Annotated in this window: 12 protein-coding genes; all 12 read right to left on the reverse strand. The window is 40.5% G+C overall.

Translation table 11 applies throughout. The features are described 5' to 3' along the window. Nucleotides 1-100: 100 nt before the first annotated feature. The 12 genes from G6R02_RS15415 to ligA all read right to left on the reverse strand — a co-directional run bounded on the left by G6R02_RS15415 (nucleotide 101) and on the right by ligA (nucleotide 16,017). Nucleotides 101-538, reverse strand: coding sequence for a GNAT family N-acetyltransferase (locus G6R02_RS15415; RefSeq protein ID WP_164670120.1), 438 nt, complete (start codon nucleotides 536-538; stop codon nucleotides 101-103). A 672-nt stretch (nucleotides 539-1,210) separates the two neighbouring features. Further along, nucleotides 1,211-2,584, reverse strand: a complete 1,374-nt coding sequence (gene rlmD, locus G6R02_RS15420; RefSeq protein ID WP_164670121.1) for a 23S rRNA (uracil(1939)-C(5))-methyltransferase RlmD — start codon at nucleotides 2,582-2,584, stop codon at nucleotides 1,211-1,213. 122 nt (nucleotides 2,585-2,706) lie between these two features. Continuing rightward, nucleotides 2,707-3,606, reverse strand: coding sequence for a diacylglycerol kinase (locus G6R02_RS15425; protein WP_164670122.1), 900 nt, complete (start codon nucleotides 3,604-3,606; stop codon nucleotides 2,707-2,709). Between the two features lie 145 nt (nucleotides 3,607-3,751). Continuing rightward, complete coding sequence (gene gatB, locus G6R02_RS15430; protein WP_164670123.1) at nucleotides 3,752-5,182, reverse strand: Asp-tRNA(Asn)/Glu-tRNA(Gln) amidotransferase subunit GatB; 1,431 nt, start codon at nucleotides 5,180-5,182, stop codon at nucleotides 3,752-3,754. Next, entirely contained in the window at nucleotides 5,182-6,648 is a 1,467-nt protein-coding gene (gene gatA / locus G6R02_RS15435) for an Asp-tRNA(Asn)/Glu-tRNA(Gln) amidotransferase subunit GatA (protein WP_164670124.1), read from the reverse strand. Before gatA ends, gatB begins: the two co-directional genes overlap by 1 nt. Before the next feature lie 12 nt (nucleotides 6,649-6,660). Beyond that, nucleotides 6,661-6,951: an Asp-tRNA(Asn)/Glu-tRNA(Gln) amidotransferase subunit GatC gene (gene gatC, locus G6R02_RS15440; RefSeq protein ID WP_164670125.1), complete on the reverse strand. Its 291-nt coding sequence runs from the start codon at nucleotides 6,949-6,951 to the stop codon at nucleotides 6,661-6,663. Between the two features lie 371 nt (nucleotides 6,952-7,322). Next, on the reverse strand, nucleotides 7,323-8,843 hold the full coding sequence (putP, locus tag G6R02_RS15445) for a sodium/proline symporter PutP (protein ID WP_164670126.1): 1,521 nt from the start codon (nucleotides 8,841-8,843) through the stop codon (nucleotides 7,323-7,325). Nucleotides 8,844-9,436: 593 nt separating this feature from the next. Next, nucleotides 9,437-9,574, reverse strand: a complete 138-nt coding sequence (locus G6R02_RS15450) for a hypothetical protein (protein ID WP_164670127.1) — start codon at nucleotides 9,572-9,574, stop codon at nucleotides 9,437-9,439. Nucleotides 9,575-9,588: 14 nt separating this feature from the next. After that, nucleotides 9,589-10,851 carry a helix-turn-helix domain-containing protein gene (locus tag G6R02_RS15455; protein WP_164670128.1) on the reverse strand — a complete coding sequence of 421 codons (1,263 nt, stop codon included), beginning with the start codon at nucleotides 10,849-10,851 and terminating at the stop codon, nucleotides 9,589-9,591. A 221-nt stretch (nucleotides 10,852-11,072) separates the two neighbouring features. Beyond that, entirely contained in the window at nucleotides 11,073-12,620 is a 1,548-nt protein-coding gene (pruA, locus tag G6R02_RS15460) for an L-glutamate gamma-semialdehyde dehydrogenase (protein ID WP_164670129.1), read from the reverse strand. Between the two features lie 117 nt (nucleotides 12,621-12,737). Next, nucleotides 12,738-14,000: a CamS family sex pheromone protein gene (locus tag G6R02_RS15465; RefSeq protein WP_164670130.1), complete on the reverse strand. Its 1,263-nt coding sequence runs from the start codon at nucleotides 13,998-14,000 to the stop codon at nucleotides 12,738-12,740. Between the two features lie 13 nt (nucleotides 14,001-14,013). Next, nucleotides 14,014-16,017 carry an NAD-dependent DNA ligase LigA gene (ligA, locus tag G6R02_RS15470; RefSeq protein WP_164670131.1) on the reverse strand — a complete coding sequence of 668 codons (2,004 nt, stop codon included), beginning with the start codon at nucleotides 16,015-16,017 and terminating at the stop codon, nucleotides 14,014-14,016. Nucleotides 16,018-16,027 lie beyond the last annotated feature (10 nt).

A 16,027-nucleotide genomic window follows, 5' to 3' on the forward strand; every position in this document is an offset into this window, starting at 1 on the left:
ATTTATTTTTAATTTGTTTCACTAACCGGCCCCATTAACACAAGAAGCAACTGTTCTTTTTAGACCGATGCACACGTAAATAAAATAAAACAAGATAAACTTATAATGACATACTCATCGTAATTGTTCTGTTTTCAAATCCCAGACTTTCATATATTTTAATTGCTTGATTTCCTTCAAATACACTTAAACGTACTTCCGAATATCCCTCTTGTTTAAGTTGTTCAATACCTGTTTCAATCAAATGTTTAGATATACCTTTGCCTCTATATTGATCTAAAACAAATAATTCATAAATAAATCCGATTGTCTTATTCGAGAACTGGTCTTTACTTCCTCCTATAAGGATCCATCCCATTAATTCATTATTTTTTGTTGATATTAAATAATAACCTCCCTTCTTTAAAAGAGGTTCTACCAGTTGTTTGGCTTTTTCAATCGTTGGTTTTACTTCACCTAACGTACCCTCAGATACCGCTTGTGGAGAATGTGACAATATCTTTTCCATTTCTAAATCATTTGGTTTTCTTATATCCATTTATTTAACTCAACCCTTCCAAAAACTTTTAAGAACTGATTTTCGATAATTTTGATTGTCTTGCTTAACTCTCGCTACCCTATAATTTAATCCCTTCAGATTATTTATTTTTAATATCATCCAACAAAGAAATGACCTTTTCATTCTGTTCAATGATTGTTTCGTTTTGTTTTCTAATCTTTGCAAAATCAAATAAATACACTAATAAAATCACTAATAAAATTTGGAGTAAACCAACTTTAAAAAGCTTTATTTATCAAGGGATGGCCATGAAAAAGACCCCGGAATCGGAAATGTTTTTATCACGAATTCAGGGTCTAAGTCGGAAATGTTTGTTTTAACTGAGAAGTTTCTATTTTAATTAGACACTTTTTGTTCAGCAACAATAGAAACCTGCTAAATCATCCCCCTCAAACCCGCATTCCACCGTTATAATGATAATAGAAATTTGCTACAAACCCCGCTTTTTCCCACTTTTTGATTCACGTTTTTTAGCAAAATTATATAATTGGTGAGAATACACTTTTGCTAAATCACGCTTTATCACGCCTTGATATGATGGGATTTTGCAATTTTTGTCACGCTTCTTTTCACGCCTTTTCACACTTTTTATTATCAAAAAAGGGCGATTTCACAAGTTTATATTATCAATAGCAAGTTTCTATTAGCGGGTTACAATTTTCTTTCCAACCAGCAAACATTTTCTATATGAGGCGTATTAGGAAACATATCAACCGGCTGTACTTCCTGTGTCGCAAAGCCGCCGTCCTCCAAAATACGCAGATCTCTTGCCAATGTGGATGGATTGCAGGAAACGTACACAATCCGCTTCGGTTGCATGGCAATCATGGCCTTGAGTAATTCTTCGTCACAGCCTTTCCGTGGCGGATCCACGACAATTACATCTGGATTCAACCCTTGTGCTTTCCACCAGGGCATAATTTTTTCTGCTTCACCTACATAAAATTCTGCATTTGTGATACCGTTCTTTTTGGCATTCATCTTGGCATCGCTGATTGCTTCAGGGACTATTTCGACACCGTACACTTTCTTGGCCTTTTGTGCCAAAAATAAGGAGATTGTCCCAATGCCGCAATACGCATCGATTACAATATCGCCACTGTCAATCGCAGCATATTCCAATGCTTTATCATACAGTGTTTTTGTCTGAGGCGGATTAACCTGATAAAACGATTTTGCTGAAATGGCAAATGTAATGTCTCCAATTTTATCGTAAATGTATTCATCGCCCCAAATTACCTTTGTTTTTTTGCCCATGATAACGTTTGTCCGTTTATCGTTGATGTTATGAACGACCGACTTTACATGCGGGAACTGTTTCGTTAATTCTTCTACCAGTTCATCCTTATGCGGCAATTCGTTCGTCCGGGTTACGAGCACAACCATGATGTCCTTCGTTTCCTCGCCTGTGCGTACCATGATGTGGCGGAGAACTCCACTGTGCTTTTCCTCATTATATGCACTTATCCCAAGCCGATTTGCAATGCTTCTGACTGCCTTCACGACTTCATTAATCACTTCATTATGTGTAGAACATGTTTCTGTATTTTCGATGATACGGTGACTGCGTTTTTGATAAAAGCCGGTTATCAGTTCACCATTCTTTTCACCGACAGGGATTTGCACCTTATTCCGGTAATGCAATGGATCATCCATGCCAATTATCGGGTGTACCGGTACATGTTCCAGGTGAGCAACTTTCTTCATCGCATTTTGCACCTGGTTTTGTTTCATCTCAAGCTGCAGCTGGTAACTCATATGCTGCAGGCCGCAGCCATTGCAATGATCATGACAAACTGGTTCAACGCGCTCCGGGCTTTCTTTTGTCAGATGCAGCAGCTTTCCGAAGCCGAAATTTTTATTTGCTTTAACAACCTTCACTTCGCCTTCTTCTTCCGGGAGTGCGTTGGGCACAAATAACGGATAGCCGTTTACTTTTCCAACACCGCTTCCTTCGTGGGTAAGGTCCTCGAAGCGAAGACTAATTGTCTCATTCTTTTTTACTGGAGCATTATGTTTTGCCATTGGTACCTTCCTTTTCGTGCTTGTATGTGGTTTTTATCTTATCATATCCGCTGTAACTTTAAAAAACCAATGAAAATGGTTTGTAACCTATCTTCATTGGTCTTCAATCCGTTATTCGTTTTCTACTGGTTGATAAATATCTCTGGTACAAAAAATTCAATATGCTGCTGCAGGTTGACGAACTCTCCCGGCAGCAATCCGCCAAACTCTCCATCTATATTTAATTGCATTTTTTCATCTGTCTCGACTTTGACATGGTTAGCCTGTGCATAAAGGATACGTTTATCCTCAAGGTGTGCTCCTCTTTGCGCAAGGGTGGCTATACGAACAAACTCAGCCAGGTTCATTTTTTTCAGGATCAGCAGGTCGAAATAACCGTCATTCAAACGTGCCTCGGGAACCAGTTTTTCAAAACCGCCAACCGAGTTTGTATTGGATACAAGAAACAGCATAATGTCCTCGTCAATAATTGTTCCGTCATACTCTATTTTGGCACGTGTTGGCTTTAGGGATGGAAGCATTTCAATACCTTTGACATAATAAGCCAGCTGTCCAAGCATGGTTTTCAGCTTGCTTGGCACTTCATACGTCAATTCCGTCAGTTTTCCCCCGCCGGCAATATTCATGAAATAATGGTCATTAACGCGCCCAATATCCAGAAGCATTGACTGATCTGCCAAAATAACATCAACTGCTTTATTGATATCACGCGGTATACGCAAAGCTCTCGCAAAATCATTCGTCGTCCCCATTGGGATAATGCCAAGCTTTGGACGGTATTCCTGTTCCGCAAGACCATTAATGACTTCATTTATCGTGCCATCACCGCCTGCTGCTACAACAATATCATAACGACGTTCCACAGCATTTTTTGCTGCTTCAATGGCATCGCCTTCACCGGTTGTCGCGTGTGCCGAAGTTTCATATCCGGCTATTTCAAAACGCTCCAGGACGTTCGCTAATTCTCTTTTAAAGGCTTCGCGCCCGGAAGTTGGATTATAAATGATTCGAGCTTTCTTCATAGTTTTCTCTCCCCAATTGCTTCCCCATGACTGATTTTTTACATCAATATTCATCATAGCCCTTTTTGTCCATTTTGAAAAGGGTATAGCGCAAAAATAAAGACTACTGCCACAAATATGAGCAGTAGTCTATTAGGGGTTGAGCTTATCTTTTTTCCAGCTCCGCACTCAAAATCTTATTAACCATCGGCGGGTTTGCCTGACCTTTGGTAGCCTTCATAACCTGTCCTACCAGGTACTTCTGGGCACGGTCTTTTCCGTTTTTATAGTCAACAATCGATTGTTCGTTTTCATCAAGAATCTTCGTGATAATTTCCGTCAGCTGACCTTCATCGGAAATTTGCACAAGTCCTTTTTCTTTAACGATTTTCTCCGGATCGCCGCCGTTTTCAACCAGTTCTGCGAAAACTTTCTTGGCAATTTTTGATGAAATGGTTCCGTCCTCAATCAGTTTAATCATTTTAGCCAATGCTTCCGGTGTCAGGGCCAGTTCATGTAATTCTTTCTGATGTTTATTCATGTAGCCCGAAATGTCACCCATCAGCCAGTTTGACGCCTGTTTAATGTCGGAGCCATTCTCAACTGCTTCTTCGAAAAAGTCGGACAATTCTTTGGAATTCGTTAAAACGGCTGCATCATATTCCGGTAATCCCAATTCATCGATGTAGCGCTTTTTACGGGCATCCGGAAGTTCAGGAATTTGCTCGCGAATCCGTTCTTTCCATGCTTCATCGATATACAATGGTACCAAATCTGGCTCAGGAAAATAACGATAATCATCCGAACCCTCTTTGACACGCATCAGAATCGTTTCTTTCGTTTTTTCATCGTACCTGCGTGTTTCCTGTAAAATCTCGCCGCCTGTTAAGAGCTCTTTTTCCTGACGCTTTTCTTCAAATTCCAAACCTTTTTGGACAAAGTTAAACGAGTTCAGGTTTTTCAGCTCGGTTTTTGTTCCGAACGCTTCCTGACCGATTGGACGAATAGACAGGTTGGCATCACAGCGCAGTGACCCTTCTTCCATTTTACAGTCAGAAACTCCGGTATATTGAATAATGTTTTTCAGTTTTTCCAGGTATGCGTTTGCTTCTTCGGGTGAGCGCATATCCGGCTCGGACACAATTTCAATTAATGGTGTGCCCTGACGGTTAAAGTCAACCAGGGAATAGCCGTCATCCTGGTGATTCAGTTTGCCGGCATCTTCTTCCATATGAAGACGGGTAATACCGATCCGCTTCTTTTTCCCGTTCACTTCAATTTCAAGCCAGCCGTTTTCACCAATCGGCTTATCAAACTGGGAAATCTGATACGCTTTTGGATTATCCGGGTAAAAATAATTCTTCCGGTCAAATTTGGTATCTGTTGCAACTTCACAGTTCAGAGCCATTGCGGCTTTCATGGCAAAGTTAACTGCTTCCTCATTTAGTACGGGAAGTACACCGGGATACCCCAGATCGATTGGATTTACATTGGCGTTTGGTTCTGCACCAAATGCGTTTGAGCTCGGGCTGAAAATCTTTGAATCCGTTTTAAGCTCAACGTGTACTTCAAGACCGATAATCGTTTCAAAGTTCATTATTTTGCACCTCCGATTTGAGGTCGTTTTGTATGATGTTCTGTTGCTTGTTCAAAAGCATGAGCTGTTCTGTAAACCGTGCTTTCATCAAATGGCTTTCCGATTATTTGCAGTCCAATAGGCAACCCTTTTTCTGAGAAACCGCATGGCACTGAAATTCCGGGAACACCGGCAAGGTTTACCGGAATCGTCAGGATATCATTTGCATACATCGTTAACGGATCGTCCACTTTTTCGCCAATTTTAAACGCTGGTGTTGGCGTTGTCGGCCCAATGACTACATCATAGTCTTCAAAAATTTTATCAAAGTCATTTTTGATTAGTGTACGTACTTTTTGTGCTTTTTTGTAATAAGCATCATAGTAGCCCGAGCTTAATGCAAAGGTACCAAGCATAATACGGCGTTTTACTTCTTCCCCAAAGCCTTCGCTACGGGAGTATTTAAACATATCAACCATATTATCTGCGTTTTCCGAACGGACGCCGTAACGTACTCCATCAAAGCGCGCAAGGTTTGCGGATGCTTCAGAAGACGCCAGAAGATAGTATGTCGCCACAGCATATTTCGAATGTGGCAATGATACTTCTTCCCACTCTGCGCCAAGTGATTCATAAACTTTCAGGGCGTTCATGACGGATTCTTTTACCTCTGGTGCAACACCTTCACCTAAGTATTCTTTTGGTACAGCGATTTTGAGACCTTTTACATCATTTGTTAATGCTTCAGTAAAGTTGGGAATGTCCACATCAGCACTCGTTGAATCCATTTTATCGTGTCCGGAAATAACTTCGAGTACCCGTGCGTTATCTTCCACATTTCGAGTGATTGGCCCAATCTGATCAAGTGATGATGCAAATGCCACCAGGCCAAAGCGGGAAACCCGTCCGTATGTAGGCTTCAGTCCAACAACACCGCAAAACGCTGCCGGCTGTCGGATGGAACCACCTGTATCAGAACCTAACGCAAACATTACTTCTCCTGCCGATACAGCTGCTGCAGAACCACCGCTGGAACCACCTGGCACATGGTCGGTATTCCACGGGTTACGAGTCGGTTTGTAGCTTGAATTTTCGTTGGATGATCCCATTGCGAATTCATCCATGTTCAGCTTCCCTACTGTAACGGACTTCTGGGCATTAAGCTTATCGATAACGGTTGCGTTATATAGTGGATCGTCGAAGTTCTTTAAAAACTGACTGCCACAAGTTGTTCTCAATCCTTTTGTTACGATATTATCTTTAATGCCGGACGGAATCCCGAATAACTTAGCAGTTTCATCAGGGGCAGCATCCAATTGTTTGGCATTGCTGCGTGCCGTTTCTTCATCCAGTGTTAAAAAGGCTTGTACCTCGTCGTCCACTTCATTGATCCGGTCATAGGAAGCATCGACTAAATCTTCCACAGTAATTTCTTTATTATGTAGCATTTTTTCCAGTTCTTTTATGCTATGGTCAAATAATGACATCTTGTTCCCTCCCTACTCCAGAATTGATGGCACGCGAAAATACCCATTCTGTTTATCCGGAGCGTTTTTCAATGCGTCCTCTTTTGAAATCCATTCCGTCGGCTCGTCCTTACGCAGGACATTTTTCAAGTCCAGAACATGGGTTGTCGGTTCTACACCATCTGTATCCAATTCATTTAATTGCTCAGCGTATTCTATAATTGAACTTAGTTGATCGGTAAACATATCAGCTTCTTCTTCGGTAACAGCAAGTCTTGCCAAATGGGCAACATGCTTCACCTGATCCTTTGAAATATCTGCCATGAATGACACCTCCAAATAGTTTTTATTTGTTTCCTTTTTATTATAATTTTACTTATACCTATTATAATACTACTTACTAAAGACACTATTGATAATAGCAGAAATGGCTGTGTGTAAGCAAATGAATAGACATTAGTGTGGTTATCTATAAAACATAGTGCGCATGAAAAAGTAATGATATTTATCAACATGATTCTTTGATTTGCAGCCTTGTTTATCATGCAGTCTGCCGCGGCAGATTGTGACAAACTTCGGCGTTTTCATTGTGAACTCCGGCGTTTTCCGGTTAAACTTCGGCGATTCGCAGTTTGCTCATTTTTTTCAGCACTAAAAAATCCCCCCCCCTCATTAAGGAAAGTGGATTTTTTATCTTATTCGTTCAGTTTTGCTACGGCTTCATCATATTCAGCTTCAATTTCCTGTGATGGTTTTCCTGCCATACTAACCAATACGGCAACAATCAGGTTAAGTAAGAAACCAGGAACAATCTCATACAGATCGAATATTCCTCCCGACAGGAAGTCACCCCAGACGATAACGGTTACTGCACCGACTATGATACCTGCCAGTGCACCATTTCGGGTAAATCCTTTCCAGAATAGTGCCAGCAGGATAGTAGGACCGAATGCTGCACCAAAACCGGCCCATGCATAACTTACAAGCGTTAATACCGAGCTGTCCGGATTCGTGGCGATTAAAGCTGCAATCAGTGCAATACCAACTGTAGCAAAACGTCCTACCCATACAAGTTCTTTATCCTTTGCTTCTCGGCGGAAAATTGCTTTGTAAAAGTCTTCCGCAACTGCTGATGAAGAAACGAGTAATTGCGAGTCAATTGTACTCATAATAGCTGACAGAATTGCAGCTAATAAGATACCCGCAACAATCGGGTTGAATAAAATCTGTGAAAATGCAATAAAGATTTTTTCCGGATCTTCAAGCATCTGAATTCCATTTTCAGTAACAACGGATATACCAAATTCACTTAAAACATTGACATCCTGGGTGCTGATAAATGCCAGACCAACAAAGCCTGTAAATATGGCACCGTATAACCCAAGAATCATCCAGGTTGTACCGATAAAACGTGCTTTTGGAACATCTTTTGCAGACTTTAATGCCATAAAACGGACAATGATATGCGGCTGTCCGAAATATCCAAGACCCCAGGCAACTGATGAAATGATGGCTATTATGCCAACCCCTTGAATCATATTGAGATGGTCCGGATTAATTTGTCCTACAGCATTAACTGCAGCATCCCATCCACCCATGTTATTCAAGGCAACAATCGGAACAACAATTAATGCAAGGAACATTAAAATACCTTGTATAAAGTCAGTCCATGAAACAGCCAGAAAGCCGCCTAATAGTGTGTACGAAACAACAACCAGCGTTCCTATCCAGAGTGCTGATTGATATGATAATCCAAATGATGCTTCAAATAGTTTCGCGCCCGCTACCATTCCTGATGAAGTATAAAAAGTGAAGAACAGTAAAATGACTAATGCAGAAATAACACGAAGTATGTGGGACTTGTCTTTAAAGCGGTTTTCCAAAAAGTCCGGGACTGTAACAGAGTCTTCCGAAACCTCCGTATAAACACGTAAACGCTTTGCAACGAATTGCCAGTTCAAATAAGCACCAATCGAAAGCCCGATAGCCATCCAAGCTTCCGACATCCCTGAGGCATAAATCGCACCTGGCAGTCCCAATAACAGCCATCCACTCATATCGGATGCACCGGCACTTAACGCAGCAACTCCAGGACCTAATGAACGTCCGCCTAAAACATAATCAGACAAGTTGTTTGTTCTAAAATACATATAAAGGCCGATTCCCAGCATTCCAGCTAAATAAACAATAAACGTAATAAGCGTTGTCGTACCCATTTATTTTTTCCTCCCTTCTGCAATTAAAGTGATAATTGAAAGTAAGATCAAGATTGGCATAGGTATAAATAACCACAGCCACGTTGCACCAGAAATAGCATATTCCATAGCACACTCCCCTTTCTGAAAATTTAAAATTTAACCACATTTCAATAATATCACAAATACTATACAATCACACTAGTTTTTTTATTACAACAGTGCACGGTTAATTCTAAACCTTGGAATAATTGTGTCATTTCTGTGACGCACTGAAGTATTAGGACTTATAGACTGTTTAAAAAAATGAAATAAATTGTTAGATTGAGAGAGGACAAAGTGAAATTTTGATTTTAAATCGAAAATATTGAGATATATTGTGAGATTTATTGAAGTGATGAGAGAGATTTTTGCGAGTCAGGTTTGGAATATAGTTCTCAGGCGGATGATGATCCTTCTCTGGTTTTCTCTTATTCTGCCGATGTTTTGTTCACGATCTAAGTTTCTATTATTCTTTAAAACAAAAAAAGGCCTGAAACAGCTTCCACACTATTTCAGGCAAGTTCATCATATAGTAATAGGGTAAAAAAATTACTGACTAGCTCTTCAAAGGATTAGAAAAAGCTAGTATCATAACCGATTGAAAATATACTTGGTTCAAGGTCTGACGCTAATTCCGCTGGTTCTTGTGAAAATAGAAAGCCTCCTACTAGAAGTGCTCCCAATGATACTGTTGCAATTAGCTTTTTCATTTATCTCCCCTCCTTTACAGATTTATCAATTCCTCATAGGTGATATTTGCTAATTTATAATATTTAACAGAATCTTTATACCTATGTTGCTTTTCAAAATGCTTACCAAGCATCTTTGCATAATCGACTAAGTTAGCAAAATTTTTATGCTTTTGTAAATACGGAATAAATTCATTAATTACCAAATTCTCGAACTTCTCATTATCTTGTTTTATAGCATAATTGTATGAATTGATAACATAGTAATGAATTTTAAATAATTCTTTATTATTAATGCTATCCAATAATTCAAACCCTTTATCAACCATTTCTTTTGTTTTATCAAAGTTATATATAGAGTAATATTCCTTGATTAAAGATGTTACAGCGGTTAATCTAGCGTTTAGTTCAACTTCTGGATCGTTTAATACCTCGACATAGTAGTGAATTGCCTGTTTTGTATCACCTTTTGTAGAGTGTAAATATCCAAGATTCTGGTTTGTCAGCTGAATAATCTGCTTATTTTTGCTTAATTCACCTAAATGTTTCGCTAAATTATGATGCTTTATTGATTTATCATACATTCTAATTCTTCGGTATGAAATCCCCAATACTATATGACACTGGGCACACCGTATAAAATTATATTCTTTACGAAAAGTATCAATGGCTTTTTCAGCATATTCAATTGCCTCAAGGGTATTATGTAATTTACTATGTGTAACAGCAATTGTATACTGTAGATCAGCTGTTTTACCTTCCGACAACTCAATCTGGTTCAATTTTTCCTCTGCAATCTTGTACATTCGCATGGCCTGATTGAATTCAGCATTAGTTGAACTATAATTCCCCTTAAACTTATACCAGTAAAACTGATGCAAACTGTCGAAGGTACCAGACATTTCAGTTAATTTATTAATCTGGTTTAAAGCTTCCTCCATTTCACCCAGTACCAAAAAATATCTAATCTTATGAATCTCAAACATTATCAGGTTATCTGAGTGATGCTCATACATGAGTTTATTTAATTCATTATAAGTTTCAACCATTTCTTTCTCATTTACCTCAAAAAGCATCTCATACCACTTCTGGCATTTTTCCCTGATCGTCTCATCTGTTGTGTTGTCCAGTTGAATTCCAAGGCGGGTGCATAACAGGCTTATTACGTTTGGGCTTGCCTCTGTTTTTTGATTTTCAATTTTTGAGAGATATGCATACGAGACAATTCCATCAGCCAGTTCCGCCTGAGTCATTTCCTGCTTAATTCGGTGCAGTTTTATATAGGGCCCAATTTCCATCTTTATACCCACCTCACCAGCTGAAATTTAAATGAACTAAATATTTTTTCTATAATTATATGATAACATATTTTCAAATAATTCATATTGGGAAAGTTGAGGAGTAAATATGGCGATAAACACAATAAAAACTTGCCAACTTTCCTGAATTGAGGAAAGTTTGACAAAAAAAGACCCTTTTAACACGTTTTCGTGAAAAAAAGGTCTTTTTGTCTATTGACTTACAGCATTTCTGATGTTGTTTTTCCTTGCATGTGATGGATTAGGTAATCCGGACCACCGGCTTTTGAGTCTGTGCCTGACATGTTGAAGCCGCCGAATGGCTGGTATCCAACGATTGCGGCGGTGCAGCCGCGGTTGAAGTAAAGGTTTCCGACATGGAAATCTTCGCGTGCTTTTTCCTGATGAACACGATTGTTCGTGATTACCGCGCCAGTCAGGCCGTATTCTGTATTGTTGGCAATTTCGATTGCGTTATCAAAGTCTTTTGCTTTCGTTAGTGCTACGACCGGACCGAAGATTTCTTCCTGCATGATGCGTGCTTCCGGATCAACGTCAGCAAATACGGTTGGGTTTACAAACCAGCCTTTGCTGTCATCTCCGTCACCGCCGACAAGAAGTTCACCTTCTTTTTTACCAATTTCAACGTAGCTCATGATTTTATCATATGCAGCCTGATCAATAACAGGTCCCATAAAGTGTGAATTGTCGTGCGGGTTACCTGCTGTGACATCTTTTGTAATTTCTGCCACACGATCTTTCACTTCGTTATAAACGTCCTGATGTATTACCGCTCGTGAACAGGCTGAACATTTCTGGCCGGAGAAGCCGAATGCAGATTGCACGATTGATTGTGCTGCCAGTTCAAGGTCTGCTTCTTTATCTACAACGATGGTGTCTTTTCCACCCATTTCAATAATTGTGCGTTTCAGCCACTTTTGACCTGGCTGTACTTTTGCTGCACGTTCGAAAATACGTGTACCCACATCACGGGACCCTGTGAAGCTTACAAAACGTGTGCGTGGATGGTCGACTAAATAGTCACCAACCTCACTGCCCGGTCCAGGAATGTAGTTGATTACACCTTTTGGCATGCCTGCCTCTTCAAGTACTTCCATTAATTTATATGCAATAACAGGGGTTGCACTGGCTGGTTTCAACAGTACCGTGTTCCCTGAAACCATTGCAGCCACTGTGGTACCTGCCATAATCGCGAACAGGAAGTTCCATGGTGAAATAACCACACCAACACCTAATGGGATATAGTTGAATTGATTGTGCTCAATTGGACGGCTGTTCACGTGTGCACCATTTTTCAATTCGAGCATTTGACGGCCATAATATTCCATGAAGTCAATAGCTTCAGCTGTATCAGCATCTGCTTCTTTCCATGGTTTACCGCCTTCCTTAACTAAATGGGCCGTGAATTCGTGCTTACGACGTCTCACAATTGCTGCTGCACGGAATAGGACATCTGCACGAAACTTGGGATCAGACTTTCTCCACGTTTCAAATGTTTTATCGGCAACTTTCATTGCCTGTTCAGCCAGTTGCTGATTGGCTTTGGAAACATAGCCGACAACCTCTTTTTTGTTCGCGGGATTTACGGATACGATTTTATCATCAGTAGTGATGCGTTCTCCCCCAATGATCAACGGATATTCTTTACCTAGGTCAGCTTCCACCTTTTTAAGTGCTTCGAGCATATCTTTCTTGTTTTCTTCAACTGTGAAATCTGTAAAAGGTTCATGCTTGTATGGTACTACCATTAAAAATCCCCCTTAAAATTATAAATTTTACTCCGATGTTTGCGCTTTCATGGAAATATAAAAGATGGAGTAATTCCATCTTTTATTTTACCCCAATCATTCAAGTACTTCAATGTGTTATTGACCAAAAATATGGTAGGTTGGTTCGTTTTCTCCTGCTTCCCGGAAAATAATACTTTCCATTTTTTGATTGGATTTGATCTTAACTTCGAGCTCGTAATAATCGGAGAACATCTCTTTTACCAGCCCATACGTATATTGTGTAAACCCGATTACTTCACCTTTCCCGTAAAACTCAATCGGTATCTCAAGGGTTAATTTCTGCAATTCTTCGTTTATATAAAATCCTTTTCCGATAACCCCAACATAATTCGGGAAGTATTGCTCAATCTCAGCACCGAAATCCTGGACTAACTGATAATGATCATAGTATTTTTCTTCTCCTTCATCTGAAGGAAAAAGAATATTTTCTTCATTTATTGCTTCCCATTCACCAATCGACGTATCACCGCCTTGAACCCCTGTTTTAACAACATAACTCCCAGGTACCGGTGATCCCTGATCTTCTTCCCGGTAAATAGCAATCAGTATAGGAATATCATTTAAACCTTCCATTTTACGGATACGTTTCAGAACGGTTTGAGCAATTTCTTTTCCTTTTTTCAGCATTTCCTTCTTGGATATTTCGTATTGATGGGTGGCACCACCCTCTTCTGTCTGATAAGCGTAAACTGACTTCATCGCTATACCAATTGACATCCCGACAAGTTCAACGGTATTATCTTCTTTTTTTTGCAAAAAGTTTTGTTCCAGAATATGAGACAGGTATTTCGGGCTGTTCTCATGCTGCTCTTTCGTATTCTTCCATTCATCCGCATAATGCTCAATTTTCGGATTCAGCGCCAGTGAATTTTCATGCCGGAGCTCTTGCTTCAGCGACTCGATTTGACTTTCGCTTGCACCGGGGTTATTATCTTTAAAAACTTTCACTTGGTTGTCGATTGTATCCTGCAGCTGCCCCTTAGTCATTTTGCGTTCAAGCCAGCTGTACATCATATCTTTGCCCAAATACTGACCTTCTTCAAAAAACAATTTTTCCGGGTCAAAATATTCTTTTGAATGCCGTCTTAAACCTTGTTCCATCTCATCAATGTCCAGGCGGTTCCCCATTTGATTAGTGATCACCCCACGGGCAGCACTTGGTCGATATGGAAGAATCGTCCGGTACATTTCATCGGAAAGCTGGTAACTGGGTACGATTGATGTCTTTTTCTCTGTCTCATCTTCCTTTTTGACAACCTCTTCATCATTATTGATGGTTGGGGCACAGCTCGTTAGGACCAGGACAGTACTCAGGAGCCCAACAAAAATCTTTTTCAAAATTCTCCACTCCTTAATTATTTAAGACTTCTCTAAGTTGGTTTTCATTCCATATGGTGATTCCCAGCTTTTGTGCTTTATCCAATTTCGACCCTGCATCATCGCCTGCGATAACAATGTCCGTTTTTTTACTCACACTGCCGGTTACTGAACCGCCAAGCTGTTCAATGGCTGCTTTTGCTTCTGACCGGGTGAGTATTTCCATTTTCCCTGTTAAAACAACAGTTTTCCCGGAGAATTCGGAGTCCTCATCAATATCCTGCTTTTTCGGTCCTTTGTATTCCATATTTAAATTAAGCGACTTTAATTCACTCAATAATTCAGTCACTTCTTCCTCGGCAAAATAACGGACGATTGAATCGGCCATTTTTTCGCCTATTTCATTAATGGCTATAATGTCATCATACGTTGCATGTTGCAGGTTTTCCATCGTTTCAAAATGTTCCGCAAGTGTCTTGGCCGCTTTGGAGCCAACAAAGCGAATTCCCAGTCCAAACAGCAGTCGCTCCAATGAGTTATCTTTCGATGTGTCAATCGCCTTCAATAAATTAGCCACCGACTTCTCACCCATTCGTTCCAATTGTAACAAGTCTTCCCGATTGAGGCGATACAAATCAGCAATCGTCTGAATCAAATTTTCCTGGAATAGCTGAATTATTACTTTCTCACCAAGCCCGTCAATGTTCATCGCATTGCGGGAAACAAAGTGAATCAGTCCTTCTTTTAGTTGGGCGGGACAGTTCGGATTAATGCAGCGCAGTGCGACTTCTTCTTCCAGACGGACAAGCTCACTGCCGCATGCCGGGCATTCATCAGGCATAAAAAATTCTTTTTCATTTCCGGTCCGTTTATCCTCGACAGCACGGACAACTTCCGGGATGATGTCGCCGGCCTTTTTAATGACTACTGTGTCACCAAGGCGGATATCTTTTTCACGGATTAAGTCTTCATTATGGAGCGAAGCACGTTTTACCGTTGTTCCTGCAACTTTAACTGCATCCAGGATTGCTGTTGGTGTAATAACGCCAGTGCGGCCGACACTTAGTTCAATTTCACGTAATGTTGTCAGTGCTTCCTCTGCAGGAAATTTATAGGCAATGGCCCAGCGGGGGCTTTTTGCCGTAAATCCGAGTTCTTCCTGCTGGGCAAGATTATCCACTTTAATAACGATTCCGTCAATTTCGTAATTTAAGTTCGGACGCTCGTTCTCCCAGTACTCCACATATTCAATAACGTCATCAATTGTTTCGCACTTTCGCCACTCCGGATTTGTTTTAAATCCAAGCTCTTTTAAATAATCCAACCGTTCACTGTGGGATTCCAATGTGCCAGCTTCCCATTCACCGACACCATACAAAAATATATCCAGGCTACGTTTTGCGGCTATTTTCGGGTCCAACTGCCGTAATGAACCAGCTGCAGCATTTCTAGGGTTGGCAAACGGTTCTTCCTCTTTTGCCTCACGTTCTTTGTTCATGGCGACAAATGATTTGTGCGGCATAAACGCTTCACCACGAACCTCAATCGTTTCTTTTTCCTTTATGGAAAGCGGAATACTGCGAATGGTTTTCAGATTACTGGTAATGTCTTCGCCTGTCGTCCCGTCACCGCGTGTTGCACCACGGACAAACGTGCCATTTTCATAGGTAAGGGAGATGGCGAGTCCATCAATTTTTAATTCACATACAAAAGATATCGGATCATCGGTTCCTTGAGCGGCACGTCGCGCAAAGTCACGCAGATCATTGGCATTGAAGGCATTTCCCAGGCTCAGCATCGGAACATTGTGCTGCACCTTTTGAAAGGCATCCAATGGTTCACCGCCAACCCGTTGTGTAGGGGAGTCAGCGGTAACCAGGCCAGGAAATTCTTCTTCCAATTTACGGAGTTCCTGCATCTTTTGATCATATTCCGCATCAGGAACACTCGGATGATCCAATACATGATATTCGTGATTATATTGATTTAACAGTTCTCGCAGTTCTGCAATTTTTTCTTGTGCCTGCTTTTTATCCATCCAACAAGCA

Origin of the sequence: Virgibacillus doumboii (genome assembly GCF_902806455.1) — a bacterium.
GTDB lineage: Bacteria > Bacillota > Bacilli > Bacillales > Amphibacillaceae > Lentibacillus > Lentibacillus doumboii.

Coding starts and splice junctions, on each gene's coding strand:
- G6R02_RS15415 (WP_164670120.1), bottom strand. CDS start 538: ATGGATATAAGAAAACCAAATGATTTAGAAATGGAAAAGATATTGTCA.
- rlmD (WP_164670121.1), bottom strand. CDS start 2,584: ATGGCAAAACATAATGCTCCAGTAAAAAAGAATGAGACAATTAGTCTT.
- G6R02_RS15425 (WP_164670122.1), bottom strand. CDS start 3,606: ATGAAGAAAGCTCGAATCATTTATAATCCAACTTCCGGGCGCGAAGCC.
- gatB (WP_164670123.1), bottom strand. CDS start 5,182: ATGAACTTTGAAACGATTATCGGTCTTGAAGTACACGTTGAGCTTAAA.
- gatA (WP_164670124.1), bottom strand. CDS start 6,648: ATGTCATTATTTGACCATAGCATAAAAGAACTGGAAAAAATGCTACAT.
- gatC (WP_164670125.1), bottom strand. CDS start 6,951: ATGGCAGATATTTCAAAGGATCAGGTGAAGCATGTTGCCCATTTGGCA.
- putP (WP_164670126.1), bottom strand. CDS start 8,843: ATGGGTACGACAACGCTTATTACGTTTATTGTTTATTTAGCTGGAATG.
- G6R02_RS15450 (WP_164670127.1), bottom strand. CDS start 9,574: ATGAAAAAGCTAATTGCAACAGTATCATTGGGAGCACTTCTAGTAGGA.
- G6R02_RS15455 (WP_164670128.1), bottom strand. CDS start 10,851: ATGGAAATTGGGCCCTATATAAAACTGCACCGAATTAAGCAGGAAATG.
- pruA (WP_164670129.1), bottom strand. CDS start 12,620: ATGGTAGTACCATACAAGCATGAACCTTTTACAGATTTCACAGTTGAA.
- ligA (WP_164670131.1), bottom strand. CDS start 16,017: ATGGATAAAAAGCAGGCACAAGAAAAAATTGCAGAACTGCGAGAACTG.